The following is a 24683-nucleotide window of genomic DNA, read 5'->3' on the forward strand; positions in this document are numbered from 1 at the left end:
GGTTGCCAGCGCGCTTCGTGCCTCGACTCTTTTTTCACTGGCTTAATGGCTAATCCTCGCTACAATAGACTGGAAATTCCTCATTTTTATCCCCTTGCTGCCAGTTACGGCGGCTTTTTTAGTCTCAAAATAACAACAAAACAAAGGTGTTCACGTGCAGAAGTATTTCGTTGAAGCGCGTCAGTTATTAGCTCTGGCTATACCCGTCATCCTTGCGCAGGTGGCGCAGACGGCGATGGGTTTTGTCGATACCGTGATGGCGGGTGGCTACAGCGCCACGGATATGGCCGCCGTGGCCATCGGGACCTCCATCTGGCTGCCGGCGATCCTCTTTGGCCACGGGCTGCTGCTGGCGCTGACCCCGGTGGTGGCGCAGCTTAACGGCTCCGGACGGCGGGATCGCATCGCACAGCAGGTACGTCAGGGCTTCTGGCTGGCCGGCTTTGTCTCGGTGCTGATCATGGTCGTGCTGTGGAACGCCGGCTATATCATCAGCTCCATGCATAATATCGACCCGCTGTTGGCTGAGAAGGCGGTTGGCTATCTGCGCGCGCTGCTGTGGGGCGCGCCGGGCTATCTGTTCTTCCAGGTTGCCCGTAATCAGTGTGAAGGGCTGGCGAAAACCAAACCCGGGATGGTCATGGGCTTTATCGGCTTACTGGTCAACATTCCGGTGAACTATATCTTTATCTATGGTCATTTCGGCATGCCCGAGCTGGGCGGTGTCGGCTGCGGCGTAGCGACGGCTTCGGTTTACTGGGTGATGTTCGCCAGCATGCTGTGGTGGGTGCGTCGGGCGCGTTCGATGCGGGATATCCGCTGCGCCGAGCGCTTCAGCCGCCCCGATTTCGCCGTCCTGTTACGGCTGGTGCAGCTGGGGCTGCCCATTGCTCTGGCGCTGTTCTTTGAAGTCACGCTGTTTGCCGTCGTCGCGCTGCTGGTTTCCCCGCTGGGGATCATTGACGTCGCCGGTCACCAGATCGCGCTTAACTTCAGCTCATTGATGTTCGTTCTGCCGCTATCGCTGGCGGCGGCGGTCACCATTCGCGTCGGCTTCCGTCTCGGACAAGGTTCAACGATCGATGCCCAGGTTTCGGCCCGCACCGGCGTGGGCGTAGGCGTCTGCCTGGCGGTATTTACCGCTATCTTTACCGTGCTGATGCGTGAACAGATTGCCCTGCTGTATAACGATAATCCCGAGGTGGTGCTGCTGGCCTCGCACCTGATGCTGCTGGCGGCTATCTATCAGATCTCCGACTCCATCCAGGTGATCGGTAGCGGCATTCTCCGCGGCTATAAAGATACGCGGTCTATCTTTTTTATTACCTTTACCGCGTACTGGGTGCTGGGTTTGCCGAGCGGCTATCTGTTGGCGTTGACCGATATGGTTGTGCCACGCATGGGGCCCGCCGGTTTCTGGTGTGGATTTATCATCGGCCTGACCTCCGCCGCCATCATGATGATGCTGCGGATGCGTTTTCTCCAGCGCCAGTCTTCCAGCATCATCTTACAGCGCGCCGCGCGCTAATCCCTTCAAAGCCCGCCCCTCCGGCGGGCTTTTTCGTTCTCCGGCATTGCGACCGCGTTGTACATTCCGTTACTCCCCGACACCAAAGACTCACTGATGGCACTCCCCGAGACGCATATAGTGTTGCCAACAGCCCCGCAGTGGGGTTACTCAAGAAACCAATTCGAGGATTTCAGAATGAAAAAAGTATTAGCTCTGGTCGTTGCCGCTGCTATGGGTCTGTCATCAGTTGCTTTCGCTGCCGACGCCGCCAGCACCACCCCGGCTGCAGCTGCCAGCCACACCACCGTACACCATAAGAAACATCACAAAGCCGCTGCAAAACCGGCAGCCGAGCAGAAAGCGCAGGCCGCTAAGAAACACCACAAAGCCGCTGCAAAACCGGCTGCTGAGCAAAAAGCGCAGGCGGCAAAGAAGCACCATAAAGCCGCTGCAAAACCGGCTGCTGAGCAAAAAGCCCAGGCGGCGAAGAAACACCACAAAGCCGCTGCGAAACCGGCAGTAGCGCAGAAAGCACAGGCTGCGAAGAAACACCATAAAGCCGCTGCGAAACCGGCAGTCGCGCAGAAAGCGCAGGCTGCGAAGAAACACCATAAAGCGGCGCACCACGCTGCTAAACCGGCGGTTAAACCAGCGGCATAATGGTCAGAGCGTTAAGGTGATAAACCGGCGCTGAACAGCGCCGGTTTTTTTTCAGGAGGACATCATGCTGCAACGCTATCGCTTCGAATTGCTGTTGTTACTGCTCATCGTCTGCGCGCTGTTTACCCTTCGCTTGATGTTTAAATAGCGGGCTGCTGAACCCATTTACGGGCCGGCGGCGTATAGTCGCGAAAACCGGCGATAATCTCGTCTGCCGAGGTAGCAAACGGCAGCATCTCCGCGTAGCGCGGGTGCATAAACCCTTCCCTCACCATGTTGTCGACCATCGCCTGAAGCGGATCGTAATAACCCTTGATATTCAGGAACGCGCACGGTTTTTCATGTATCCCCAGCTGCGCCCAGGTCCACTGTTCGAAAATCTCTTCGAGCGTCCCCGCCCCGCCCGGCAGGGCAATAAAGCCATCCGCCAGCGCCGCCATTTTGGTTTTCCGCTCGTGCATATCCTCGACCACATGCAGCTCCGTCAAGCCGCGGTGGGCAATTTCCCGCTCCACCAGGCCGCGCGGCATCACGCCGATCACCACGCCACCGGCCTCCAGCGCCGCATCGGCGACCGTCCCCATCAGACCGACTTTGCCGCCGCCATAGACAAGCGCCAGCCCCTGCTGCGCCAGCGTACGTCCGACCAGACGGGCGGTGTCGAGATACAGCGGATGTTCGCCAGCTGAAGAACCGCAAAAAATACCAATCGATTTCATCTTCGTTATTACTCCCTCTCTTCTGGTGGCCGATAATTTAACACAACGGCAACCCTCCCGCGCAGGGTTAGACTGGCTAAAAAAAGAGAGCAGTGACGCTCGCTGGCGAAGAAATATCCTTGTGGTTCAGTAAAATATATCCGGAATGGGTAAAAGTTCCGCAATCGCATGCAATGTGCAAGAAAAGTGACGTTTACCTCTTGCCACATCCTCTCCCTGCCGCTAATATGCGTCCCCGTTGTCACCACAACATTGCGTTCGTAGCTCAGTTGGTTAGAGCACCACCTTGACATGGTGGGGGTCGTTGGTTCGAGTCCAATCGAACGCACCATAATGCGTTTATAGCTCAGTTGGTTAGAGCACCACCTTGACATGGTGGGGGTCGTTGGTTCGAGTCCAATCGAACGCACCATAATGCGTTTATAGCTCAGTTGGTTAGAGCACCACCTTGACATGGTGGGGGTCGTTGGTTCGAGTCCAATTAAACGCACCATAATGCGTCTGTAGCTCAGTTGGTTAGAGCACCACCTTGACATGGTGGGGGTCGATGGTTCGAGTCCATTCAGACGCACCAATCTCAAATTTTCCTTCATTAATTCCATTTGATGATTACCCTGCTTTTTTTGACTGAAACAGTGCACTCCTTTTACGCCTCAGCCTGACCGTCATCAGCCCCAGCAAGCGACAAATCTAATCCCATTTATCCGCGGCGAAGACTGGCCTGCGCCATCGCCATCGCCAGGGCATCTTCCCCTGCCGGCAGCCGCGAAGGGGCATCAGGATCGTGCACCATTCGCCAGACGGCCTGAGCGACATCGGTCGCCTGCGTCACGCTGGCGTTATCCTGCATGCTGTCGAAGATCTGCTGGCCGAGCGCCGTATAGCTCTCCGGGAGCTGGCCCATCGTTCGACGAGCGTTTTCCCCGAAGCGGGTCTGGGGAGCGCGTCCCGGCAGGATCAGCCCGACACGGATACTGAAGGGCCGAAGCTCCAGCGCCAGCGACTCCGTGAAGGCATTCACCGCCGCCTTACTCGCGGTGTAGACCGCCAGCAGGGGCATCGGTTGCAGGGTGACCGCCGAGGTAATATTAACGATCGTCCCGCTTCGGCGCGCTCTGAACCGGGGGATCACCGCCTGGGTCATGGCAATCGTTCCCAGGGTATTGGTGGCAAACAGGTCTGCTATCGCCTCGCGTGACGCGCCCTCCAGGGCATTAAGCATCCCCACCCCGGCGTTGTTAACCAGCACATCAATCTCTCCGGCTTCGGCAATGGCCTCTGCGATACTCTGCGCCGAAGTGACGTCAAGACGTACCAGCCGCAGGCGGTCGCTGGCGGGTAACACACCTTCCTGCGGAGCGCGCATCGTGGCGATAACCTTCCAGCCTTGCTCGAGAAAATAACGCGCCGTCTCCAGGCCAAAACCCGATGAACAGCCGGTGATCATTATGGTTTGCATATCTCTGTCTCCGAATGGCTTCTTCCTTTTGATCATAGACAGACCATGCCGGACGATATAGGGTCAATAATCCATCATTCTTTAGCAGGAGTCCGGAAATGAGCGATCCGCTGGCGGAGGTCATTGCCATGCTAAACCTCAGAGCGGTGCTGACCAAAACCGTTGAGGGGGCGGGAGACTGGCGAGTGATACGCTCGGACCAGGGGTTGTCATTTTATGGCGTCGTGCTGGAAGGAGGCTGTCGGCTGGAAATTGGCCAGCATGAGCCGCAGATCCTGCGCGCCGGGGATTTTATTCTGATCCCGGCGGCGTACCGCTTCGCGCTAACCAGCCTGACCCCGCTCCCTTCACCGACGCTGGAGACCATCCCGGTGCAACTGGCGGAGGGACACTTTCGGCTGGGAGCCCTCGACAAGCCTGCGCAGATGCAGGCGCTGATTGGCCACTGCGCTTCCTGTTCGACGAACGCCAGCCTGCTGGCCTCGCTGTTGCCAGCCTTTGTGGTGGTCCGCAATCAACCGCGGCTGGCCACCTTTGTCGGGCTGCTGAAAGAGGAAGCGCAGGCGGATCGCGCGGGCAAATCTTTCGTTCTGGCGCGGATGGTTGAGCTGCTTTTTATCGAGGCTATCCGTTCCTCCGGCACGCTCGCGACTCCCGGTCTGATGCGCGGGCTGGGCGACCCGCGGGTCGCCCAGGCAATCCGCCTGCTGCATCAGGCCCCCGCCAGACGCTGGACGGTCAACGCCCTGGCCGCCGACTGCGCGCTGTCTCGCTCGACGTTATTTGAACGCTTTACCGACCTGACCGGGATGACCCCGATGGGCTATCTGTTAGGCTGGCGAATGACCCTGGCCATGCAGTGGCTGGGCGAGACGGGCATCAGCATTGCGGATATCGCCGAGCGCATAGGCTATGGCTCGGCCAGCGCGTTCAGCGTAGCCTTTACCCGCTATACCGGGATATCGCCGGGGAAATATGCCCGCCAGCGGGCGACGCTAAATGTCTCCGGGCCCGCCCTGACTTAACCGGCTGCAATCTCCGTCTGCAGCCAGCGCTCAAACACCTGCAGCGCCGGCTCCCCCTCCCCGCCACCGGGTTTGATCAGACAGAAGCGCTTGGCCAGCGTCGGAGAGCCCGGCCACGGGGCGACCAGCGTCCCGGCGCGCAGCTCGCTTTCCACATACATCTTCGGCACCAGCGCCACCCCCTGCTGGCTCAGTACTGCGGCGATGGCCATCTCATGCAGATCGTAGCGCGGCCCCTGCGCCGGATTATCCAGCGCCAGCCCGCACTCTCGGGCATAATGCAGCCAGGCGTCAGGGTTTTGCCGCCGGTGAATGCGCGGTAATCGGTTCAGTTGCCCGGGGAGATCGTCATTGGTCAGCAGCGCCGCATGACAGACCGGCAGCAGATACTCCTCGAACAAAAACGTCACATCCATGCCAGTCCACGCCGGGTGATCAAAATGGATGGCCGCATCAAAACCGCTGCCCGGCAGGATGAAAGGCTCGCTGCGGGCGGCAATATTGACCACAATATGCGGATGCTGCGCTGCAAAGCGTCCAAGCCGGGGGATTAACCAGCGGCTGGCAAAGGTGGGAAGCACGGCGATCTCCAGGCTATGTCCATCGGAGGGCATCCCGCTGACGTCGTGGGTGTCCCGCTCCAGACGGGCAAGGATCTCGCGAACCTGGCGGGCATAGCGGGCGCCTGCCGGATTGAGCCGCACCCGGCTCCCCGTCCTGTCGAAGAGTTTACTGTCGAGGAGCGCTTCCAGACGGGCAATCTGCCGGCTGATGGCCCCTTCCGTTAACGCGAGCTCCGCCGCCGCGCGGGCAAAGTTGCCGTGACGGGCAGCGGCCTCAAAAGCCAGTAGCGCAGCGCTGCTGGGGATTTTACGACGCATAGCCAATGCTCCTTGAACGGACTCAGCGATAGTTAGTGACAGAATATCACTGACTATTGAATTAACATCGTTTTTCAGCGCCATTTTTAGCCGATAGAATGATGAAAACTCACTAAAGCGCTTTGCGCGCTCAATCATCTGTCCCTCGAGGTCACTATGCTCTATGTCGTCGAATGCGCCTACACCGATCCCCAAAGCGAAGCGGCGTGGAATACCTTTTACAATCAGGAAAAACTGCCGGCGCTGGTCTCTGTGCCCGGTTTTTATGCCTCTCAGCGCTTCCGCGCCCTCAGCGAGGGCTGCCCCCGCTACCTGGCGCTGCACGATATCCGCGATGCTACCGTCATCGACAGCGACGCCTACCGCCGCAACGGTGGCGGCCATTTTGCCCGCTGGCAATCGGCGATCACCGACTGGCACCGCCACCTCTATGTTGCAGATAGCGGCGTGCGGGAGGTCCGGTCTGATGAGGTGCTACTGCTGAGCGATACGCCTCAGACGCTACCCATCTCTCCGGCAATCGTCCTGCTGCCTGGCGGCCTGGCGACACAACAAACCCGGTATGCCGCCATCGTCCCGCATAACGACCTGCATCACCTGGCCACGGCTGCCGCCGTCTTTATCTATCAGCCCATCACCGCCCGGTTACGTAACCCGGCGCAACGCGCGTGAGGTCACCATGACACCAGTCCCCTTTTATACGTTGACCGCAGGCGACCTGACGGTGACCGCCGTCAGTGATGGTCAGATGTCGGCGCCACTGTCCTTACTCTCAGGTATCACGCCTGAGGAGGCGGAGCACCTGCAGCGGAACGCCGGGTTAGCCTCACCGGAGGTCATTGCGATTGGCGCCTATCTTATCCGCGGACGCGGGCACACCGTACTGGTGGATACCGGCACCGGTGGAGTCAATGGCGTCGGCGGTGCGCTTATCGCCAATCTGGCGCTGCTCGGCGTACGCCCTGAGGAGATTGACACCATCCTCCTCACCCACGCGCACCCGGACCACATCGGCGGGTTGCTGACGGCAACCGACGCCCCGGCGTATCCCAACGCCACGGTGTTCCTGCCTTCGCGGGAACGCGCTTACTGGCTGGCGGCATCCACGCTCGACAACGCCAGCGATCGCGGTCGACGCAACGTGCTGCTCGTCCGCCGCGTACTGGCGATCTGCGCAGCGCAAATTCGCGAAGTTGATGGTGAGGAGACGATCGCCGGGATCCACCCGAGCCCTCTGCCCGGCCATACGCCCGGCCATACCGGGTATCGTCTCGCGGCGGGCGATACCTCGCTGCTCATCTGGGGGGATATTGTCCATTTCCCGACCATTCAGACCACCCGGCCATCGGTGTCGGTCGCCTTCGACGTCGATCCTGAACAGGCCCGGCGAACCCGGGAAAGCCTGCTGCGCCAGGCCGCCAGCGAACAATGGCTGATCGCCGGCATGCATCTTGGTCTGCCCGGCTTTGCCAGGGTAGTGGAGAACCCTTCTGGTTATCTGTTGCAGTCGGTGTAAAAGTCGCAGAGGTAAGCCCTGCTTGTCCGCAGGAACAAGCAGGGCTTTATGTCAGGGGGTTGGGCAGGCCGCTAACTGCGGCTTTTCCAGGCTTTTTTGCTTTTGCAGCTGGCTTTGGTGGCGACCCACGGGTGGCGTAGCTGAGTCAACTGAAGATCCTGGGAGGCCGGGCTGGCCGACCAGCGTTTGGTACACAGAGGCTTACGAGTTGCAATGACCATAAAAACGCTCCTGAAAAGTAATGAACAATTCCCTGGGTAGTTCCATAAGTTCAGAATCAGCTTATCATCGCGTAACGGAAGTTATTTCAATCTTTGTTTTACTATGTAAATGGTGAAAGCCTCCTGAAATGAGCAAAATTGATCTAGATCAATATAAATGTATTTAGTTTTTCCTGACACCTATATATTCAACCGCTTACCAGTGCCTGACGTTTGTTTAAGACTTTTCCTATACCATACAATCCTGCAGAGAAATAATCATTTTTCAGATTTTTATTCTAGTTATGTATACGAATATGGTTATTTGTTTTGATTATTCTAACAGATAAAATTCACTTGGTCAGTCAGCAGCAGGCAGGTACTCTGCACCGGCAATAACTGGATTTGTCAGGGAGTGGTAGATGACTAAGGGCTATAAACTGCTTGGCTATAAGTTAGCAGATAATATTTTCTACTGCCTGCATCATCGGGAAATTATCGCGCTGCGAGGGACGCGAACGCAAGTTCAGCTACGCAGTACCATGGCCTGTTTACTGGAATATCTGTTGGCGCATGGCAGAGAACGGGTGGTCAGCGATGAAGAGTTGATGATTAACGTCTGGGAAAAAAATAACCTTCGCCCGTCTGCGCAGCGATTATGGCAGGTTATTCAGACGTTAAAAGCTCGTCTTAGCCAGGCTGGCGTTGAAAGCGCATTAATTATTCGGGTCAAGTGCGCCGGGTATTATATTAACAATGCGGTCGTAGCCGAAATTTACTCATTCAAACCACCGGGCATGATGAATTACATTAATACCTCGCCTGCTGATATGAATAAACTCCTGGTACGCAGCTAATCCCCTCTCCGCGCCGTTTACATCGCTTGTAACAGGGTTTATCCGTTGAATATTTTAATTCACAGCAATAATGTTTTTTTTAATATCGGCCTCGCCCAGTGTTTCAGAGATATTCAGGAGACCCTGCCCGGGCTGAACATTATTCATTCGCTGCCACTTAGCCATTTTCCCGATCCGGCTGGGCTGGATGTGATTATTTTATCGCTGGAAAACTTTCACGATTATCAGGCCGCCGCTGAATTAGCCCTGCGTTATCAGAGTCTGGTGATCGGCTTTACCTCGGCCGGCAACGTGAGGCGCGGACGCGCCTTTTTCGCGGATACCCTCCTGTGGGTTAGCCAGCGGGAAAGCGTTCTGGAGGTTGGCCGCCTTTTGCGCAGGCTGGCCGATCGTCGCTGGCCTCTGGTGCCGCGTCATCAGCGTCAGAGTACCTCTTCCCGTCAACGAGCCCCCCTCAACCGCCTGGAAATGCGCATGATCGCCGCCACCATGAAGGGACAGTCGGTGAATCAACTGGCGACCACGCTGGGGATCAATCGCAAGCGAGTCTATAACGGACTGGAACGGATTAAGGTGAATTTTCATCTGGTCAGCCATACCCATTTTCACCATTTTATGACCACCGGGCCAACATTTAACCCGCTCTCATCCGACCTTGCCAGTTATACGCCAGGGGCAAGACTTGCCCGGCAGCAACAGGCCGCGTTGCACGCAGCGGAAAATCATTCATATTATTTGAACAAGATTCGCAAATTGTTTTGATTTTAACCTGCAAGAGTCAAGCGTATTCTTTATCACATCAGGGCAACAAGCCCTTTATCAGACACCAGATTAAGGAATACGACCATGAAATCCATCAAAACTTTCGTTGCTGTTGCTGCACTGTCTCTGTTCTCTTCTGTCAGCTTCGCCCAGAGCGTCAGCGCTACCGCTTCCACACTGGACCGTGCTGAAGCAAAAATCGCCGCCCAGGCCGCGGAACAGGGTGCATCCTATAAAATCACCAGCGCCCAGTTTAACAATCGTGTCCATATGACGGCTGAGCTGAGCAAATAATCCTTTTAGCCGTTAGCAATAAATAAAGCGCCGTTTTTAACGGCGCTTTATTTTTTCCCCTTTTCCCTTTCAGTGATGTCCCGACAGACAGGCTGTGGCGCTCTCCCCGTTCCCGACCAATACTGACTGTATCCTCCAGAAAAGAGAGCCTGATGATGAAAGCCTGGACAGTCAAAAAACCCGGTTCGCTTGAGAACCTGCAGCTTGTCGATCTTGCTGACCCCGGCGCGCCCGCCGCAGGCGAGATCCGGGTGGCGCTGCACGCCACCTCGCTGAACTACCATGATTTGCTGGTCGCAACGGGCGTTATTCCCACCGCCGATCGGCGGATCCTGATGGCGGATGGCGCCGGCGTGGTGGAAGCGGTTGGCGCCGGGGTGAACGAATTTCAGCCGGGTGACCGGGTGGTCGCGGGCTTTTTCCCGCAGTGGCTGGATGGCCGCCCCGGTCCACAGGTGAGCGACTTCAGTCAGACCCCGGGCGATGGCGCGGAGGGGTTCGCCTGCCAGTATGTCGTCAGGCCGGCCAGCCATTTTACCCATGCACCTGAGGGGTGGAGTTTCAGGGAAGCGGCAACCATAACCACTTCCGGTCTTACCGCCTGGCGCGCGCTGGTTGTCGAAGGACGGTTAAAAGCAGGCGATACGGTACTGACGCTCGGCACCGGCGGCGTGTCGATAACCGCCCTGCAGCTGGCGAAAAGTATGGGCGCGCAGGTGATCGTCACCTCGTCGTCAAATGAAAAGCTCGCTCGTGCTCGCACGCTGGGGGCCGATCATCTCATCAATTACCGAACCACCCCGGAATGGGGCGCCGCGGTGCAGGATATCACCGGCCATCGCGGGGCCGATCTCATTCTGGAGCTGGGGGGGCCGGGCACCCTGGGGCAGTCGTTCGAGGCGGTCAGTGTTGGCGGACACATCGCCCTGATCGGCGTCCTGACCGGCTTCGAGGGGCATGTCCCCACCCATCTGCTGATGAGTAAACAGGCCCGACTGCAGGGGCTGGTGGTAGGTAATAGACGGCAACAACAGGACTACGTCAACGCCCTGAACCTGCAGGCGTCGCGGCCGGTTATCGATAAAGTGTTTGATTTTACAGCCTTACCGGATGCCTTCCGCTATCTGCAAAGCGGCGCCCATTTCGGCAAAATTTGCGTGGAGTGGTGAGGAGATGAACAGGGCCTCCGTGCCCTGGGAACGGCTTTATTCGAAAAAGACGTCCGGATTTTCCGACAGGGAAACAAAGGATTTCGTGTTTTTATCCAGCGCCTGAATGTCGCCGCTTTCAATGTCGTAGAACCAGCCGTGCAGGCGCAGGGTATGGTCGCGCAGACCGACCGCCACCGACGGATGGGTTTTGATGTTGTTCAACTGAGCGATGACGTTTTCCTGCACCATGCCGTTGACCTTATCGGTTTCGCTGGCCCAGGTTTTCTTTTCCACCACCGCTTTCGCGGCATCAGCATAGCGCAGCCAGTGGGACACCGCCGGCATCGGCTCAAGGCACTGGCAGGTGGCGATCGCTTTCATCGCGCCGCAGTTGGAGTGGCCGCAGATCACGATATCCGTCACGCCCAGCGCAACGACGGCATATTCGATGGTAGCAGAAACGCCACCTGGCTCCGGCCCGAAAGACGGCACGATATTCCCGGCGTTACGAATGACAAAGAGCTGTCCCGGCTCCTGCTGGGTTACCAGTTCAGGCACCAGACGGCTGTCTGAACAGGAGATGAAAAGCGCTTTGGGATTCTGGCTGGAGGCCAGGCTACGGAAGAGCTCTTTACGCTGGGGGAAGATCTCTTTCTGGAAGTTGAGGAAGCCCTCAATGATATGTTGCATAGCAGTGTCTCTTCTCTGTAGTTATTACGGTATGACAAAGATCACAGTTATTCAGTTTACCATTGATGACAAGAATGGGAATCGTTATTCAAACAGTTGCGCAGAAAACGCGCGCCGCCAACGCCCGCTCCGCCCTGCCTTGTCCACACCTTTTTGACGTGCTTTCCTGAACCAGTTTGCTACTCTGTTTAGCTCAACCGTCCACACGGTACCGACCGCCTGCCGGCGGCGGACATCACAGGAGTCGCTATGTTCTTATCCAGCCTGATGGCCATTGCCGCGGTGCTGATCATGGGCGTGATCAGTCCCGGCCCAAGCTTTATCTTTGTCGCGCGCAATGCCGTCGCTCGCTCGCGCGTGCACGGTCTGGTGACAGCCCTCGGTACTGGCGCCGGCGCCGCCATTTTTTCCATTATGGCAATGCTGGGCCTGCAGAAGGTGCTCACCGCGGTGCCGGAGCTGTTTATTGGGCTGAAGGTGGCGGGCGGGATCTATCTGCTGTGGCTTGGTTATAAAATTTTCCGCGGGTCGGCGCAGCCGATGGACTTTTCCGCCAGCGGCATGGCTGGCAACCATTCGCTGCTGAAGACCTTCCGCGATGGGCTGTATACCCAGCTGAGCAATCCCAAAACCGCGCTGGTGTTCGCCTCAATTTTTACCGCCCTGCTGCCAGCGCAGATCCCCACCGCCTTTTACTACATCGTGCCGCTGATGAGCTTTCTGATTGACGTCAGCTGGTATTCGCTGGTGGCGCTGGTGCTATCTGCCGATCGCCCGCGGCGCGTCTACCTGCGGCTGAAGCGGCGGATCGACATCGCCACCGCGACGGTGCTGGGGGCGCTGGGCCTGCGGCTTATCGCCACCTCCCTCACCCGCTAACGGGCTACACGGTATGGATGCGAATATCGTGCTGCTGAAAGGCAACGCGATATTCGCGACTGATATTCTCTTCTACCACCAGCACATCGATATCGCTGCTCGCGGCGACCACAAACCGCGCCACCGCCGGAATTTTATCCGAGGTCAGGCCGATGATTATTTCGCTGCACTGCTTAATCACCGCTTTCTTGAACTCGCAGTCGGCATAGTCAAAACCGGTCAGGCCCGACTCTGGCGCCATCGCGCAGCCGCCGATAAACCCCTGGTCGAATAACATGCCCTGCACCTGAGCCACCGCCGCGGCGCCGACGCAGCCGCCGCTCGCCCGCTGCACCTGCCCCCCGAGGATCACCACGTCATACAACGGTTTTTTCACCAGTACCGCGGCGATCTCCGGTGAGTTCGTTACCACCGTCAGCGCCAGCTCGGCGGGTAGCGCCTCGGCCATCGCCAGATTGGTGGTCCCGGTATCAATGAAAAGGGTACCGCCGGGCTTCACCAGCCTGGCACACTGTTGCGCGATCCTGAGCTTTATTGCTCGATTTTTATCTTTCCGTTCACTGTAGTCCCCGGCCTCCGGCAGGCTCAGCACCGCCCCGCCATACACCTTTTTACAGAACCCCTCACGACTGAGCTCATGCAGATCGCGGCGGATGGTGTGCTCCGACACCTGAAGCCGCGCCGCCAGCTCCGCGCACACCACTCTGCCGTTTTCCTGCAGGATCTGGCAAATCAACGCTTGTCGCTGTTGGGGAAAAGCAGCATAATCGAGCACGATAACTCCTTAAATTATCAAAAACGAGCAACAGCAAGCATGATCGTCTGCGCTGCTTTGATTGTCAATGTTCCTGCCCGGAGGTTTACCATGAAAATTGCCCATTTCGCCCTGTGGACCCAACAGCTCGACGTCCAGGCCCGCTTCTGGGTCGAGTTCTTTGCCGCCAGCATCAATGAAAAATACCTAAGCCAGACCAACCCCGGCTTTGCCTCCTATTTTGTCACCATTGACGATGAGGTAGTGATCGAGCTGATGACCAAGCCTGGCCTGCAGCCGGCCAGCGCGGATAACAACCATACCGGCTGGGTACATCTGGCCCTCTCGGTGGGCGGGGCGGAACAGGTCGATGCCCTCGCCCAACGCGCCGAGGCTGCGGGGATACTGGTTTCGCCGCCGCGCACCACCGGCGACGGCTATTATGAGGCAGTGATCGCCGATCCCGATGGCAACCTGATTGAAATCGTCGCCTGATCGGCAGACCGCCCTTGCGACGACGCACCGCTGACGTCCGCTCTGAACTGACCGCCTTGTTCCTTCCTTCACGCCCGGCGGTCGTTCCCCCTCCTGTTGCCTTTGCAACAGCCGGCGCAAAAGTACGCTGCATTTGCAGCAGTCCGCACCACCAGCAGACCTCTGCAACCCGCTAAATACCGCCATCGCGCCTTCCTCTCTCGCTGGCACAGGTTTTGCTTATTCATGCATATAACCCCCAGGCATTATGAATTATTTATTTATCTAATTTATGCATAAGCTATCTACTGAATAAGAGAGAAGATGATGTCAGCCAGTTCACCCGCTCTGCCTTACACCCAGTCCACGCCGCAGGCGCATATTATTGCCAGCGATGCGGAAGCCCTTGCCATCGCCCATGAGATCGCCGCCGTGCTTAAACCCGGCGCCGCCGAGCGCGACCGCACGGGTATCGTTCCGGCGGAGATCGTCAACACCTATTCCAACAGCGGACTGTGGGGCATCACGGTGCCACGCCGCTTTGGCGGCGCCGAGGTTTCGGCCGCGACTCTGGCGCAGGTTATCGCCATTCTCTCCGCGGCCGATCCGTCGTTAGGCCAGATCCCCCAGAATCACTACTGCCTGCTGGAGGACATTCGTCTGCAGGGCAGCGACGAGCAGCAGGCGTTTTTTTTCGCCCAGGTATTGCAGGGCTATCGCTTCGCCAATGCCCTGTCGGAAACCGGAGGGAAAACGGTGCTCGATATTCGTACCCGTATCGAGGAAGGCGCCGGGGACCTGCGGATCAATGGCCGTAAAGGCTACTGCACCGGCTCGCTGTACGCCCACTGGATTGGCATTCTGGCGCTGGACGCCGACGAACGCGCCCAGCTCGCTTTCGTGCCGCACGACAGCCCGGGACTGACGGTGGTCAATGACTGGGCGTGCCTCGGTCAGCGCACCACCGCCAGCGGTACCGTGCTGGCCGACAATCTGCCGGTTAATCCTTTCCACCTTTTTCCAACCTGGAAGTCTTACGCCAGCCCGACCCTCGCCGGCCCCTTCGCCCAGCTGACCACCGCGGCGATAGACGCCGGTATCGCCCGTGCGGCGCTGGACGATACCGTGGCGTTCGTGCGCCACAGCGCCCGGCCGTGGATCGACGCCGGTGTGGCGCGGGCGAGCGACGATCCGCTGACTATCTACCATATCGGTCAACTGGACAGCCGCCTTGCCGCAGCCGACGCGCTGCTGGAGCGGGCGGGACGGGTGCTCGACCGCTATAAAAATGACCTCAGCGAAGAGCATGTCGCCGAGGCGTCGCTGGCTGTCGCCCGCGCCAAAATCTGGACCACCGAAGTGGCGCTGGAGGCCGCCAGCCGCCTGTTCGAGCTGGGGGGGACTCGCGCCACCGGTGAGTCGCTCAACCTCGACCGCCACTGGCGCAATGCCCGGGTGCACACCCTGCACGACCCGGTTCGCTGGAAGTATCAGCTGCTTGGCAACTGGGTGCTGAACGGCATTCGCCCGCAACGACATGACTGGAACTGATATGACGAGTCTGCTGGCGTTTTTCGCGGAAATCGACTGGAACGATGTGGCCCAGGCCGCCCTCGATACCCTTACCATGCTGGCCTGGTCGCTGGGATGGACAGTACTGCTGGGGCTTCCGCTGGGGATCGTGCTCTATCTCACCGGCGAGCCGCGTTTGCTGTACGCCCCGCGCCTTTACCGCCTGCTGTCATTGTGCGTCAACGTGCTGCGATCCCTGCCGTTCATCATTTTACTCATCGTGATGATCCCGGTGACCACGTTGCTGACCGGCACCTCGCTGGGGGTGGAAGGAACCATTCCGCCACTGGTCGCCGGCTGCGCCCCGTTCTTCGCCCGGCTGGTGGAAACCGCCCTGCGCGAAGTGGAGCACGGCCTGGTGGAGGCCAGCTGGTCGATGGGCGGCAGCACCTGGCAGCTTATCTGGCACACGCTGCTGCCGGAGTCGCGGGCCGGGCTGATCGCCGCCGTGACCGTGACGGCCATTTTGCTGGTCGACTACACCTCGATGGCAGGGGTGATCGGCGGCGGCGGGCTGGGCGATCTGGCCATTCGTTTTGGTTATCAGCGCTTTCAGACTGACGTGATGGTGGTCACCGTCCTGATGCTGATCGCGCTGGTACAGCTTCTGCAAATGAGCGGCGACCGCCTGGTGCGCTACGTCAGCCGCAAATAACTTACCCTTCTCTGCTCAGGAAACCCTTATCATGAAAAAATCCATTATTGCCGCCGGACTGCTGGCCCTCTTCTCCACCGCAGCGCTGGCTAACGAGACGCTGATCGTCGGCGCCACGCCGGTGCCGCATGCGGAAATCCTTGAATTTGTGAAGCCGGTGCTGGCGAAGGAGGGCGTCGATTTACAGGTCAAAGTGTTTAACGATTTTATTCAGCCTAACCAGCAGCTGGCGGAGAAACACCTCGACGCCAACTACTACCAGTACCGGCCGTTCCTCGATAACTACAACCAGACCCGCCACACCAACCTTGTACCGGTGGTGGGAGTGCATATCGAGCCCTTCGGCGCCTACTCCAGCAAATACAAGACCCTCGCCGCGGTGCCTGACGGCGCCACGATCGCCATCCCTAACGATCCGGTGAACACCGGCCGCGCGCTGGTGATGTTAAGCAACGCCGGGCTGATTACCCTCAAGGATCCGCACAATCCGCAATCGGCAACGAAGGACATTACCAGCAACCCGCATCACTTTAAGATCCGCGAACTGGAGGGCGCCATGCTGGCGCGCGCGGTGAAGCAGGTCGACCTGGCCTTTATCTTTGCCAACTATGCGCTGGAGGCTGGTATCGACACCGATAAAGCGTTGCTGGTGGAAAAAGGCAGCGATCTGTACGTCGAATATCTGGTGGCGCGCCCGGACAACATTCAGGACCCGGGCATTCAGAAGCTGGCGCAAGCGCTGCATTCGGACGCGGTTCGTCAGTTCATTCTGACGCGTTATCAGGGCAAAATTTTACCTGGATTCTAATCACCGCGGGCAGCGGCGTCAGCCGCTGCCCGGGCTAACGGAGCGCATCATCGTGACGCATATCCCTGCCCCACCGACCCATATTGAGTTTGCTGGTATCAGCAAAGCCTATCCTAACGGCGTGCAGGCGCTACAGGACATTGACCTGACCATCCGTCAGGGCGAAATTTTCGGCATCATCGGCCGCAGCGGAGCCGGAAAATCCACCCTGCTGCGCCTGTTTAATCGCCTGGAAAATGCCGACAGCGGCGAGATGTTCATCCACGGCGAGTCAACCGTGCGCTACTCCACGCGCCAGCTGCGCGACCTGCGTCGACGGGTGGCGATGATTTTTCAGCACTTTAACCTGATGGCCACCAAAACCGTGGCGCAGAACATCGCCTTGCCGCTGAAGATGGCTGGCGTCCCGGCCGGCGAACGCCAGCGTCGGGTCAGCGAGATGCTTGAGCTGGTGGGCCTCAGCGCGCTGCGCGACAGCTACCCGGCCCGCCTCTCCGGCGGCCAGAAACAACGGACCGGCATCGCCCGGGCGCTGGTCACTCAGCCGGAAATTCTGCTGTGCGATGAGGCAACCTCGGCGCTGGATCCGGAAAACACCCTGTCGGTGCTAACCCTGCTCAAGGAGATTAACCAGCGCCTGGGCCTGACTATCGTGCTGATCACCCACGAAATGGAGGTCATTCGCACCCTCTGCGATCGGGTCAGCGTGCTCGAGGGCGGGCGCATTGTCGAACAGGGCGATGTCTGGCGCGTGTTTGGCAACCCGCAGCACCCGGTGACGCGCGCCATGCTCGGCCTGCAGCACCCCGATCGCCCGGAGGCCGGGCCAGCGCTGCGCGACGGCGAGCAGATCGTGACCTTACGTTTTGACGGCAGCAGCGGTCGTGAACCCAATCTGCAGCATATCGCCAGCCTGCTGGGAGGCGACGCCCGACTGCTGTACAGCAACTGCGAGCGCATTCAGGGCCGGGTGATCGGCCAGCTGCAGGTCCGGCTGAGCGGGCCGCTGGCCGCCAGCGCGTTGGCGCAGGATGGCTGGGTCGCAGACAGCATTCTGACCCACCATCATCAGACAGCGGAAACCACTGCTTCTTAGCCATCGAATGGGATTATATTCCCGATCCTTTGCTAAGGATAATTAGTTATAAATCATAGCGTTTCAGTGTTAGACAGGGCGAAGTGCGCCTCTTATCTTTCGTCATGAATTGTAAATAACCACGCAATTATTTGATGAGGTAGCACTTTTGTCCAGATTACAACAAGGATTAAAAACCCGAAAAACCCGCTTCGCCCTGGCGCTAAAAGTGGCCCTGCTCGGCGGCGTGGTAGCATTTTCTTCTGTTGCCCATGCGGAAGGGATCCTGAAAGAAGGTATCACCCCGGCCACCGACGCCAGCCAGATCCCGGCCAGCGCCAAACTGCGGAAAGACACGGTGGTGGCCGGGATCTCCGAGCCGCAGGGGATCTTTAACCCCTACTTTTTCGTCAACGGCTGGGATGAGAACGTGACTAACGTGATTTTTTCACGCCTGATCGACTGGGACAGTCAGGGTAAGCTGGTCCCGGGACTGGCGGAGAGCTGGACGGTCAGCCCGGATAACAAAGTCTACACCATCAAATTGCGCCCTGGCCTGACCTTCAGCGACGGTTCACCGCTGACGGCGGAAGATGTCGCCTTTACCCTGAAGGTCCTGCTCGACCCCAAATATGATGGCGATACCGACATCACCCTGGCCAATATCGCCGGCGGCGCGGACTACAAAGCCGGCAAAGCTGACAGCGTCAGCGGCCTGAAAGTCATCGACCCACTCACCCTGCAGGTGACCACCACCCAGCCAGGCGCCACCACGCTGGCCAAAATTGGCGGGCCGGTGCTGTCGAAAGCCTGGTACGGCAAAGGATATCAGCGGGGAAATCTCGACTATCTGCGTTCACTGCACGGCAAGCCGCTGGGCAACGGCCCTTACGTGTACGACAAATACATTCCCGGTCAGGAAATACGCTTCCATGCCAATAGCCATTTTTACCGCGGAACGCCGCCAACACCGCGCTTTATCTACCGCGTGACCAATCCGTCGACCAACTTCCAGCTGTTCCAGACCGGAGAGACCGACTATGACGCCTTTACCTCACGCCCCGACGATATTGAGCAGCTGAAAATGCTCGGCTTCGCCAACATTAATCTTTACGGCTCCAGCGACTACAGCCAGGTGGAGTTCAACGTGCATCGCCCGGCGCTCCAGGATAAGCGCGTGCGCCAGGCGCTGATTTACGGCCTGGATCGGCAGAAGCTGATCGACGTGGTCTATCAGGGGTACGGCAAAGTCGCCATCGAGCCGATCGCCCCGATCTCCTGGGCCTTTAACGCTGAAGGCGTCAACCCTTACCCTTACGATCCGGCACAGGCCAAAAAGCTGCTGGATGAGGCCGGCTGGAAACCTGGCGCCGACGGTATCCGCGCCAAAGACGGCGAGCGCCTGGAGCTGACCCTGCTGGTGAGCAAGAAGGTGATCAACGACGCTTTGATCCCCATCGCCAAGGAGAACTGGCGGCAGATTGGCGTGCTGCTGAAGCCGCAGGTGGTGGATTTCAACGCCCTGATGGCGCAGCGCAAAGCCGGAAATTACGATCTGGCCTCCTTTAGCACCAGCACCCTCAACGACCCGCACGACGGGGTATGGGATTTCTACAGCAGCGAAGCTAAAGAGTCCGGCTACCATAACGCGGAAGTCGATAAGCTGATTAACGCCGGCAACGCGGTGCTCGACATTGAACAACGCAAGCCGATCTACCACCAGCTGTATAAAGTGCTGGCCGACGATCCGCCGGTGATCCTGCTCGGCTATCGCGACATCCTTTCCGCCAGCAGCGCCCGCGTCAGCGGCTTTAAGCCGGATATCTACAACGGCCTGACCGGCAGCCTGCCGGATGTAAAAATCGTCAAGTAAATCCCCTGGCCGCCGGGTTAACCGGCGGCTGATGTGAGACCGTCATGAAAAATTTCATCCTGAGGCGCTTGCTGCAAACGCTGCCGATGCTGCTGCTGGCCTCCTTCATTATTTTTATGCTGTTTGCCAAAACCCCCGGCGACTTTATCGATGGCAATATCACCCTGACCGCCGCCCGCGCCGCGGAGCTGAAGGCGATCTACGGCCTCGACCAGCCGCTGTTCACCCGCTACCTCCACTGGCTGGGACAGCTGCTGCGCGGTGATTTAGGCTTTTCACTGCAGTATCAGATCCCGGTCAGCCAGTTGCTCAACCAGTACATCTGGAACTCTTTTCTGCTGGCCAGCGTCGCGCTGGTCTTTTACTGGGGCATTGGCCTGGCGGTCGGCGTGGTTTCTGCCCTGCGACCCGGCTCCTGGTTTGATCATCTGGTGAGCGTCGCGGTGTTTGCCGCCATGTCGTTCCCCACCTTTTTCCTCTGCCTGCTGCTGATTAAATGGTTTGCCGTCGATCTCCACTGGCTACCGGTAGGCGGGATGACCAATACCGGCAGCGACGAGAGCGGCTGGCAGTATGTGCTGCAAGTGGCCGCCCACCTGGCGCTGCCAGTGCTGGCGCTGGTGATGCTGCAGGCGGGCAGCCTGACGCGCTATGTGCGCGCCAGTATGCTCGACGTGGTGAAAATGGATTTTATCCGTACCGCCCGCGCCAAGGGATTGCAGGAGCGCACGGTGATCCTCAAACATGCCCTGCGCAACGCCCTGCTGCCGATTATCACCCTGCTGGGCTTCGAGCTGCCGGGGTTGTTCTCCGGGGCGATCATTACCGAGAAGGTGTTCAACTGGCCGGGGGCAGGCCACATCCATATCGACTCGCTGGCCGCCCGCGACTATCCGGTGCTGATGGGATTTACCCTGTTTCTGGCGGTGCTGACGATCGTTGGTAATTTGCTCGCCGACGTGCTGTACGCCTGGGCCGATCCGCGTATTCGGGTGAGGTCATGATGATCCTGTCTTACTTTGCTTCCCGTCGCCGCCAACGGCAGGCGGCTATCCCGGCGCTGGCGCACATGACCCCCTCTCCCTGGCGACAGGGGTGGCGACAGCTGCGCCGTAACCGGCTGGCCATGTTCTGCCTGATCCTGCTGGCGGTAATGGCGGTGTGGTGCGTGCTGGGGCCCGTCTGGTCGCCATGGAGAGATGATGCCACCGACGCCCTGAGCATCAACCAACCGCCCGGGGCGGAACACTGGCTGGGGACCGATTTCCTCGGTCGCGATGTCTACACCCGCCTGCTGCTGGCCGGGCGCATCTCGCTGATTATCGGCCTGCTGACCATGGTGATGTCGGTGTGCCTCGGCTACCTGCTCGGCGCCCTCTCGGGTTATGTCGGCGGGTTAACCGACAAACTGATCATGCGGGTGGCCGACCTGGTGATGACTATCCCCGGGTTACCGCTGTTGATCGTCGCCGGGGCGATGCTTTCTGAGCTCGATTTTTCGCCGGACTCGCGCATTTATATGGTGGTGGTGATGCTCAGCCTGCTGGAGTGGCCCCGACTGGCGCGGCTGGTGCGCGGACAATGTCTCTCCCTGCGCGAACGCGATTTTATGCTGGCCACCCAGGTGCTGGGCCTGTCGGCGCGTCGCCGGCTGTTTGGCCACCTGCTGCCGAATACCATTCCGATTCTGGTGGTGATGGCGACCATGGCCGTCGCCAACGCCATTCTCAGTGAATCCGCGCTGAGCTATCTCGGCCTCGGCGTGGTACCGCCGACGCCGTCGTGGGGCAATATGATGGATGCTGCCAATAGCCTGATCGATTTCCAGCGCCGCCCCTGGCTATGGATGCCGCCGGGCATCGCCATCTTTATCACCGTGATCGCCATCAACGTGCTGGGCGATGGCCTGCGCGATGCCATGGATCCCAATATGAAACCGAGGCTGAAATGACCACGCCGTTAGTCGCCTTTCATCATCTCTCCGTCTCTTTCGCCGGCGAACGCACTCGCGTGCGCGCGGTGCAGGAGGTCTCTTTCACCATTCAGGCCGGGCAAACCGTTGGCGTGGTGGGCGAATCCGGCTGCGGCAAAAGCGTCACCGCCATGGCGCTGATGGGTCTCCTGCCACTGCAGGCGGCGCGCATCGATGGCGGCGAGATCCGCTTCGCGGACCGCGATCTGCTGCGGCTGAAAGCCAGACAGATGGCCGACCTGCGCGGCCACCAGCTGGCCATGATCTTTCAGGAACCGATGTCGGCCCTGAACCCGGTGTTGACCATCGGTGAACAGCTGTGCGAACCGCTGATCCGCCACCTCGGCGCCACGCCGAAAGCCGCCTGGCAGCAGGCCATCCAGCTGTTAAGCGAGGTCGGCCTGGCGCGCGGCGACAGCCTGATGACCCGCTATCCTCACCAGCTTTCCGGCGGCATGCTGCAGCGGGTGATGATCGCCATGGCGCTGAGCTGTCAGCCCAAACTGCTGATTGCCGACGAACCGACCACCGCGCTGGACGTCACCGTGCAGGCGCAAATCCTGCGCCTGCTGCGTGACCGGGCGCGGGCCAGCCAGATGGCGATGATGCTGATTACCCACGATCTGGGAGTGATCGCGCAGATGGCCGAGCAGGTAGTGGTGATGTATGCCGGACGGATCGTGGAACAAGGTGCCACCGCAGAGGTGCTACGGCATCCGCAACATCCTTACACGCGTGGGCTGATCGCCTCCCGCCCGGTGCCGGGTGAGCGGCGTCGGCGGCTGTACTCTATTCCCGGCCAGGTGCCGGATCTGGCCGCTCTGCCGGCGGGTTGCGCCTTTGCCGGGCGCTGCGAGCGGGCGACGGCGCGCTGCCGGGAGGCGATTCCGCCGCTGCTCGGTGAGCGCCAGCGGGCCGCCTGCTTTTACAGCGAGTTTGCGGAGGCGACAGCATGAGCGAACGCTATGTTATTGAAGTGGATGGATTGAAAAAATATTTTCCGCTGCGCGACGGCCTGTTTGGCCAGCAGACCGGCGAGCTTCGCGCGGTGGACGGCGTCAGCTTTAACATCCGTCCGGGCACCATTTTTGGCCTGGTGGGCGAGTCCGGCAGTGGTAAAACCACCGTCGGCCGGACGCTGCTTGGCCTGTATGAGAAGAGTGCCGGCAGCGTAAAATTTCACGGTCAGGAGCTGGCCGACCTGACCGCGCCTGCCCTGCGCGCCATCCGGCCCAGAATGCAGCTGGTGTTTCAGGACCCCTACAGCTCGCTGAACCCGCGGTTGCGTATTGGCGACGCGATTGGCGAAGCCATGCTGCAGCACAAGCTGTGCACCCGCGATGAGCTGTATGACCGGGTGATAGCCGTGATGAAGATCTGCGGCCTGGCGCCGGAGCACTATGCCCGCTTTCCGCATCAGTTCTCCGGCGGCCAGCGACAGCGGATCGGTATTGCCCGGGCGCTGATCCTCAACCCGGATTTTATCGTCGCCGATGAGCCCATCTCGGCCCTTGATGTGTCGATTCAGGCGCAGATCATCAATTTGTTTTCCGACCTGCGCGACGACCGCGGTGTCACGTTCTTGTTTATCTCCCACGACCTCGGGGTGGTGGAGCATTTATGTGACGATGTGGCGGTAATGTATCTGGGACAGCTGGTGGAAAGCGCCAGCCGCGATGCGCTGTTCAGCCGCCCCCTCCACCCCTATACCCGTGCCCTGCTGGCCGCGGTGCCAACCCTCGATCCGCACAGCGAACCGCAGGCGCTGGTGCAAGGCGAGATCCCGGATCCGGCCAATCCGCCCGCCGGCTGCCGCTTTTCATCCCGCTGCCCGCAGGTCAGCGAACATTGCCGGAGAGAGGCTCCGGCGCTGCGCGAGGTGGCCCCGGGTCATCGGGTCGCCTGCCATTGGGTCGCGTCCTGAGCACAGTCGATGGGGTTATTTATTTCTAAACAACCGTCCGATTGTGCGCGGCAGCGCCAGGATTTACTATCCGCCCCGTCTTGTGAGACGCGTTATGAATGAAGCGTAATATTTTTGTTCATTTTTGCCCGATGGCTTCGGGCATTTTTTTCTCTACGCCCGGGAGCGATCCTGTCGGCAACACATTTAGCGGGGCGCGGTCGCCCGTCTGTCAAAACGCAGCAATGGAATTGCTTGTCCGCGTCCCGCTATCCCTTTCCCTTTATCTTTCCCGCCGGTGATTAAAAACCGGCAAAAAATAAGAAATGATGAGATTGCCAGGGGCATAGCTTTCTCTTATTTTTTAAGCGTGTACTCCCCATTCAGGAAACAGCATCATGCTTAAGCGTCGCACTCTCAAAACAGCACTGGCGGCGGTTATCTCTCTTGCCGTGCTGGCCGCGCCAGTCTATGCCAACCCGGGTAACGGCAACGGCGGTGGTAATCACGGGAATAGTGGTAACCATGGCAATGACGGCAATAATGGCGACCATGGTAATAAAGGCCAGAATAAAGGTCAGTCCACTGACGATCATGGCAACCGTAAAAACTACGGTAAACCCGACCATGTCGACAGCGATATCAGCTTTTCACGAGCGCGCTCCCTTGCCGTGAACTACGGTCTGGTCGGCTATCAGGCACTGCCGCCGGGTATCGCCAAAAACGTCGCCCGCGGCAAACCGCTGCCTCCGGGGATCGCGAAAAAGACCCTGCCGGCTTCCATGATTAACGACCTGCCCTATTATCCTGGCTATGAATGGCGCGCGGTCGGCGATGACCTGGTGCTGGTCGCCCTGAGCACCGCCATCGTCACCGCCGTGATTAACGGTGTGTTTGACTAAATCACCTGCTTATTGAAAAGCCTCGCCCCGGCGAGGCTTTTTTGTGCCTGGCGCTGGAGCGTGACGACTCACCGGCATAACCAGTATGATAA

The 24683-nt window shown here is 59.1% G+C and carries 27 protein-coding genes and 4 tRNA genes; 25 read left to right on the plus strand and 6 right to left on the minus strand.

The features are described 5' to 3' along the window. Positions 1–154 precede the first annotated feature (154 nt). The gene (gene mdtK / locus CWM61_RS01930; protein ID WP_100630588.1) at positions 155–1528 is read left to right on the plus strand and encodes an MdtK family multidrug efflux MATE transporter; all 1374 of its coding nucleotides are present in this window, start codon (positions 155–157) and stop codon (positions 1526–1528) included. 177 nt (positions 1529–1705) lie between these two features. Then, positions 1706–2170 (plus strand): acid resistance repetitive basic protein Asr, encoded by a 465-nt coding sequence (gene asr, locus CWM61_RS01935; RefSeq protein ID WP_077268383.1) that lies wholly within the window; start codon positions 1706–1708, stop codon positions 2168–2170. Positions 2171–2310: 140 nt separating this feature from the next. Here asr and CWM61_RS01940 read toward each other — a convergent pair whose 3' ends face one another. Then, positions 2311–2889: a TIGR00730 family Rossman fold protein gene (locus CWM61_RS01940; protein ID WP_074385659.1), complete on the minus strand. Its 579-nt coding sequence runs from the start codon at positions 2887–2889 to the stop codon at positions 2311–2313. Between the two features lie 254 nt (positions 2890–3143). On the opposite strand from CWM61_RS01940, the gene CWM61_RS01945 reads away from it, so the two are divergent. From CWM61_RS01945 to CWM61_RS01960, 4 genes are all read left to right on the plus strand, one after another. Beyond that, a tRNA-Val gene (locus CWM61_RS01945) sits at positions 3144–3220 on the plus strand. A gap of 4 nt (positions 3221–3224) precedes the next feature. Then, positions 3225–3301 (plus strand) — tRNA-Val (locus CWM61_RS01950). A gap of 4 nt (positions 3302–3305) precedes the next feature. Then, a tRNA-Val gene (locus CWM61_RS01955) sits at positions 3306–3382 on the plus strand. A 4-nt stretch (positions 3383–3386) separates the two neighbouring features. Then, positions 3387–3463 (plus strand) — tRNA-Val (locus CWM61_RS01960). A 126-nt stretch (positions 3464–3589) separates the two neighbouring features. Here the strand turns inward: CWM61_RS01960 and CWM61_RS01965 are convergent. After that, the gene (locus CWM61_RS01965) at positions 3590–4348 is read right to left on the minus strand and encodes an SDR family oxidoreductase (RefSeq protein ID WP_100630589.1); all 759 of its coding nucleotides are present in this window, start codon (positions 4346–4348) and stop codon (positions 3590–3592) included. Between the two features lie 98 nt (positions 4349–4446). On the opposite strand from CWM61_RS01965, the gene CWM61_RS01970 reads away from it, so the two are divergent. Continuing rightward, complete coding sequence (locus CWM61_RS01970; RefSeq protein ID WP_100630590.1) at positions 4447–5373, plus strand: AraC family transcriptional regulator; 927 nt, start codon at positions 4447–4449, stop codon at positions 5371–5373. Here the strand turns inward: CWM61_RS01970 and CWM61_RS01975 are convergent. Then, the gene (locus tag CWM61_RS01975) at positions 5370–6254 is read right to left on the minus strand and encodes a LysR substrate-binding domain-containing protein (protein ID WP_100630591.1); all 885 of its coding nucleotides are present in this window, start codon (positions 6252–6254) and stop codon (positions 5370–5372) included. The genes CWM61_RS01970 and CWM61_RS01975 overlap by 4 nt on opposite strands. Positions 6255–6410: 156 nt before the next feature. Here CWM61_RS01975 and CWM61_RS01980 point away from each other — a divergent pair, with 156 nt between their 5' ends. After that, positions 6411–6926: a DUF4286 family protein gene (locus CWM61_RS01980; RefSeq protein ID WP_100630592.1), complete on the plus strand. Its 516-nt coding sequence runs from the start codon at positions 6411–6413 to the stop codon at positions 6924–6926. Between the two features lie 7 nt (positions 6927–6933). Further along, positions 6934–7770, plus strand: a complete 837-nt coding sequence (locus CWM61_RS01985; protein WP_100630593.1) for an MBL fold metallo-hydrolase — start codon at positions 6934–6936, stop codon at positions 7768–7770. Between the two features lie 71 nt (positions 7771–7841). On the opposite strand, the gene CWM61_RS28970 is transcribed toward CWM61_RS01985, so the two are convergent. Beyond that, positions 7842–7991 (minus strand): hypothetical protein, encoded by a 150-nt coding sequence (locus tag CWM61_RS28970; protein WP_165454478.1) that lies wholly within the window; start codon positions 7989–7991, stop codon positions 7842–7844. Positions 7992–8392: 401 nt separating this feature from the next. Between CWM61_RS28970 and CWM61_RS01990 the strand changes: the two genes are divergently transcribed. From CWM61_RS01990 to CWM61_RS02005, 4 genes are all read left to right on the plus strand, one after another. Continuing rightward, complete coding sequence (locus CWM61_RS01990; RefSeq protein ID WP_074385653.1) at positions 8393–8827, plus strand: winged helix-turn-helix domain-containing protein; 435 nt, start codon at positions 8393–8395, stop codon at positions 8825–8827. 45 nt (positions 8828–8872) lie between these two features. Continuing rightward, positions 8873–9589, plus strand: a complete 717-nt coding sequence (locus CWM61_RS01995; protein WP_100630594.1) for a hypothetical protein — start codon at positions 8873–8875, stop codon at positions 9587–9589. An 84-nt stretch (positions 9590–9673) separates the two neighbouring features. Continuing rightward, a complete protein-coding gene (locus CWM61_RS02000; protein WP_004202908.1) occupies positions 9674–9883 on the plus strand; it encodes a YdgH/BhsA/McbA-like domain containing protein in 210 nt (69 codons plus the stop codon). A gap of 152 nt (positions 9884–10035) precedes the next feature. Then, complete coding sequence (locus CWM61_RS02005) at positions 10036–11052, plus strand: zinc-dependent alcohol dehydrogenase family protein (RefSeq protein WP_206052719.1); 1017 nt, start codon at positions 10036–10038, stop codon at positions 11050–11052. 36 nt (positions 11053–11088) lie between these two features. Here the strand turns inward: CWM61_RS02005 and CWM61_RS02010 are convergent, their stop codons facing one another. Further along, positions 11089–11724 carry a carbonic anhydrase gene (locus CWM61_RS02010; RefSeq protein ID WP_008804599.1) on the minus strand — a complete coding sequence of 212 codons (636 nt, stop codon included), beginning with the start codon at positions 11722–11724 and terminating at the stop codon, positions 11089–11091. Positions 11725–11973: 249 nt separating this feature from the next. On the opposite strand from CWM61_RS02010, the gene CWM61_RS02015 reads away from it, so the two are divergent. Beyond that, positions 11974–12603, plus strand: coding sequence for a LysE family translocator (locus CWM61_RS02015; protein ID WP_023322746.1), 630 nt, complete (start codon positions 11974–11976; stop codon positions 12601–12603). Between the two features lie 4 nt (positions 12604–12607). On the opposite strand, the gene CWM61_RS02020 is transcribed toward CWM61_RS02015, so the two are convergent. Beyond that, positions 12608–13378, minus strand: coding sequence for a DeoR/GlpR family DNA-binding transcription regulator (locus tag CWM61_RS02020; protein ID WP_100630595.1), 771 nt, complete (start codon positions 13376–13378; stop codon positions 12608–12610). A gap of 90 nt (positions 13379–13468) precedes the next feature. Between CWM61_RS02020 and CWM61_RS02025 the strand changes: the two genes are divergently transcribed. From CWM61_RS02025 to CWM61_RS02075, 11 genes are all read left to right on the plus strand, one after another. Next, a complete protein-coding gene (locus CWM61_RS02025) occupies positions 13469–13852 on the plus strand; it encodes a VOC family protein (protein WP_074385652.1) in 384 nt (127 codons plus the stop codon). 303 nt (positions 13853–14155) lie between these two features. Continuing rightward, the gene (locus CWM61_RS02030) at positions 14156–15382 is read left to right on the plus strand and encodes an SfnB family sulfur acquisition oxidoreductase (protein ID WP_100630596.1); all 1227 of its coding nucleotides are present in this window, start codon (positions 14156–14158) and stop codon (positions 15380–15382) included. A gap of 1 nt (position 15383) precedes the next feature. Beyond that, a complete protein-coding gene (locus CWM61_RS02035; RefSeq protein WP_008804593.1) occupies positions 15384–16058 on the plus strand; it encodes a methionine ABC transporter permease in 675 nt (224 codons plus the stop codon). Between the two features lie 31 nt (positions 16059–16089). Further along, complete coding sequence (locus CWM61_RS02040) at positions 16090–16866, plus strand: MetQ/NlpA family ABC transporter substrate-binding protein (RefSeq protein WP_074385651.1); 777 nt, start codon at positions 16090–16092, stop codon at positions 16864–16866. Between the two features lie 52 nt (positions 16867–16918). Beyond that, positions 16919–17962 (plus strand): methionine ABC transporter ATP-binding protein, encoded by a 1044-nt coding sequence (locus CWM61_RS02045; RefSeq protein ID WP_032733145.1) that lies wholly within the window; start codon positions 16919–16921, stop codon positions 17960–17962. Positions 17963–18110: 148 nt separating this feature from the next. Next, a complete protein-coding gene (locus tag CWM61_RS02050; RefSeq protein ID WP_100630597.1) occupies positions 18111–19814 on the plus strand; it encodes an ABC transporter substrate-binding protein in 1704 nt (567 codons plus the stop codon). A gap of 44 nt (positions 19815–19858) precedes the next feature. Further along, entirely contained in the window at positions 19859–20818 is a 960-nt protein-coding gene (locus tag CWM61_RS02055) for an ABC transporter permease (protein ID WP_008804589.1), read from the plus strand. Continuing rightward, positions 20815–21765 carry an oligopeptide ABC transporter permease gene (opp4C, locus tag CWM61_RS02060; RefSeq protein ID WP_100630598.1) on the plus strand — a complete coding sequence of 317 codons (951 nt, stop codon included), beginning with the start codon at positions 20815–20817 and terminating at the stop codon, positions 21763–21765. The genes CWM61_RS02055 and opp4C overlap by 4 nt, the downstream gene beginning before the upstream one ends. Beyond that, positions 21762–22742, plus strand: coding sequence for an ABC transporter ATP-binding protein (locus tag CWM61_RS02065; protein WP_100630599.1), 981 nt, complete (start codon positions 21762–21764; stop codon positions 22740–22742). The genes opp4C and CWM61_RS02065 overlap by 4 nt, the downstream gene beginning before the upstream one ends. Further along, a complete protein-coding gene (locus CWM61_RS02070) occupies positions 22739–23710 on the plus strand; it encodes an ABC transporter ATP-binding protein (RefSeq protein WP_100630600.1) in 972 nt (323 codons plus the stop codon). The genes CWM61_RS02065 and CWM61_RS02070 overlap by 4 nt, the downstream gene beginning before the upstream one ends. A 377-nt stretch (positions 23711–24087) precedes the next feature. Next, positions 24088–24591, plus strand: coding sequence for an anti-virulence regulator CigR family protein (locus CWM61_RS02075; protein WP_100630601.1), 504 nt, complete (start codon positions 24088–24090; stop codon positions 24589–24591). The last annotated feature ends 92 nt before the right edge of the window (positions 24592–24683 follow it).

Source organism: Klebsiella sp. K-Nf6 (assembly GCF_002806655.1).
Taxonomy (GTDB): domain Bacteria; phylum Pseudomonadota; class Gammaproteobacteria; order Enterobacterales; family Enterobacteriaceae; genus Klebsiella; species Klebsiella variicola.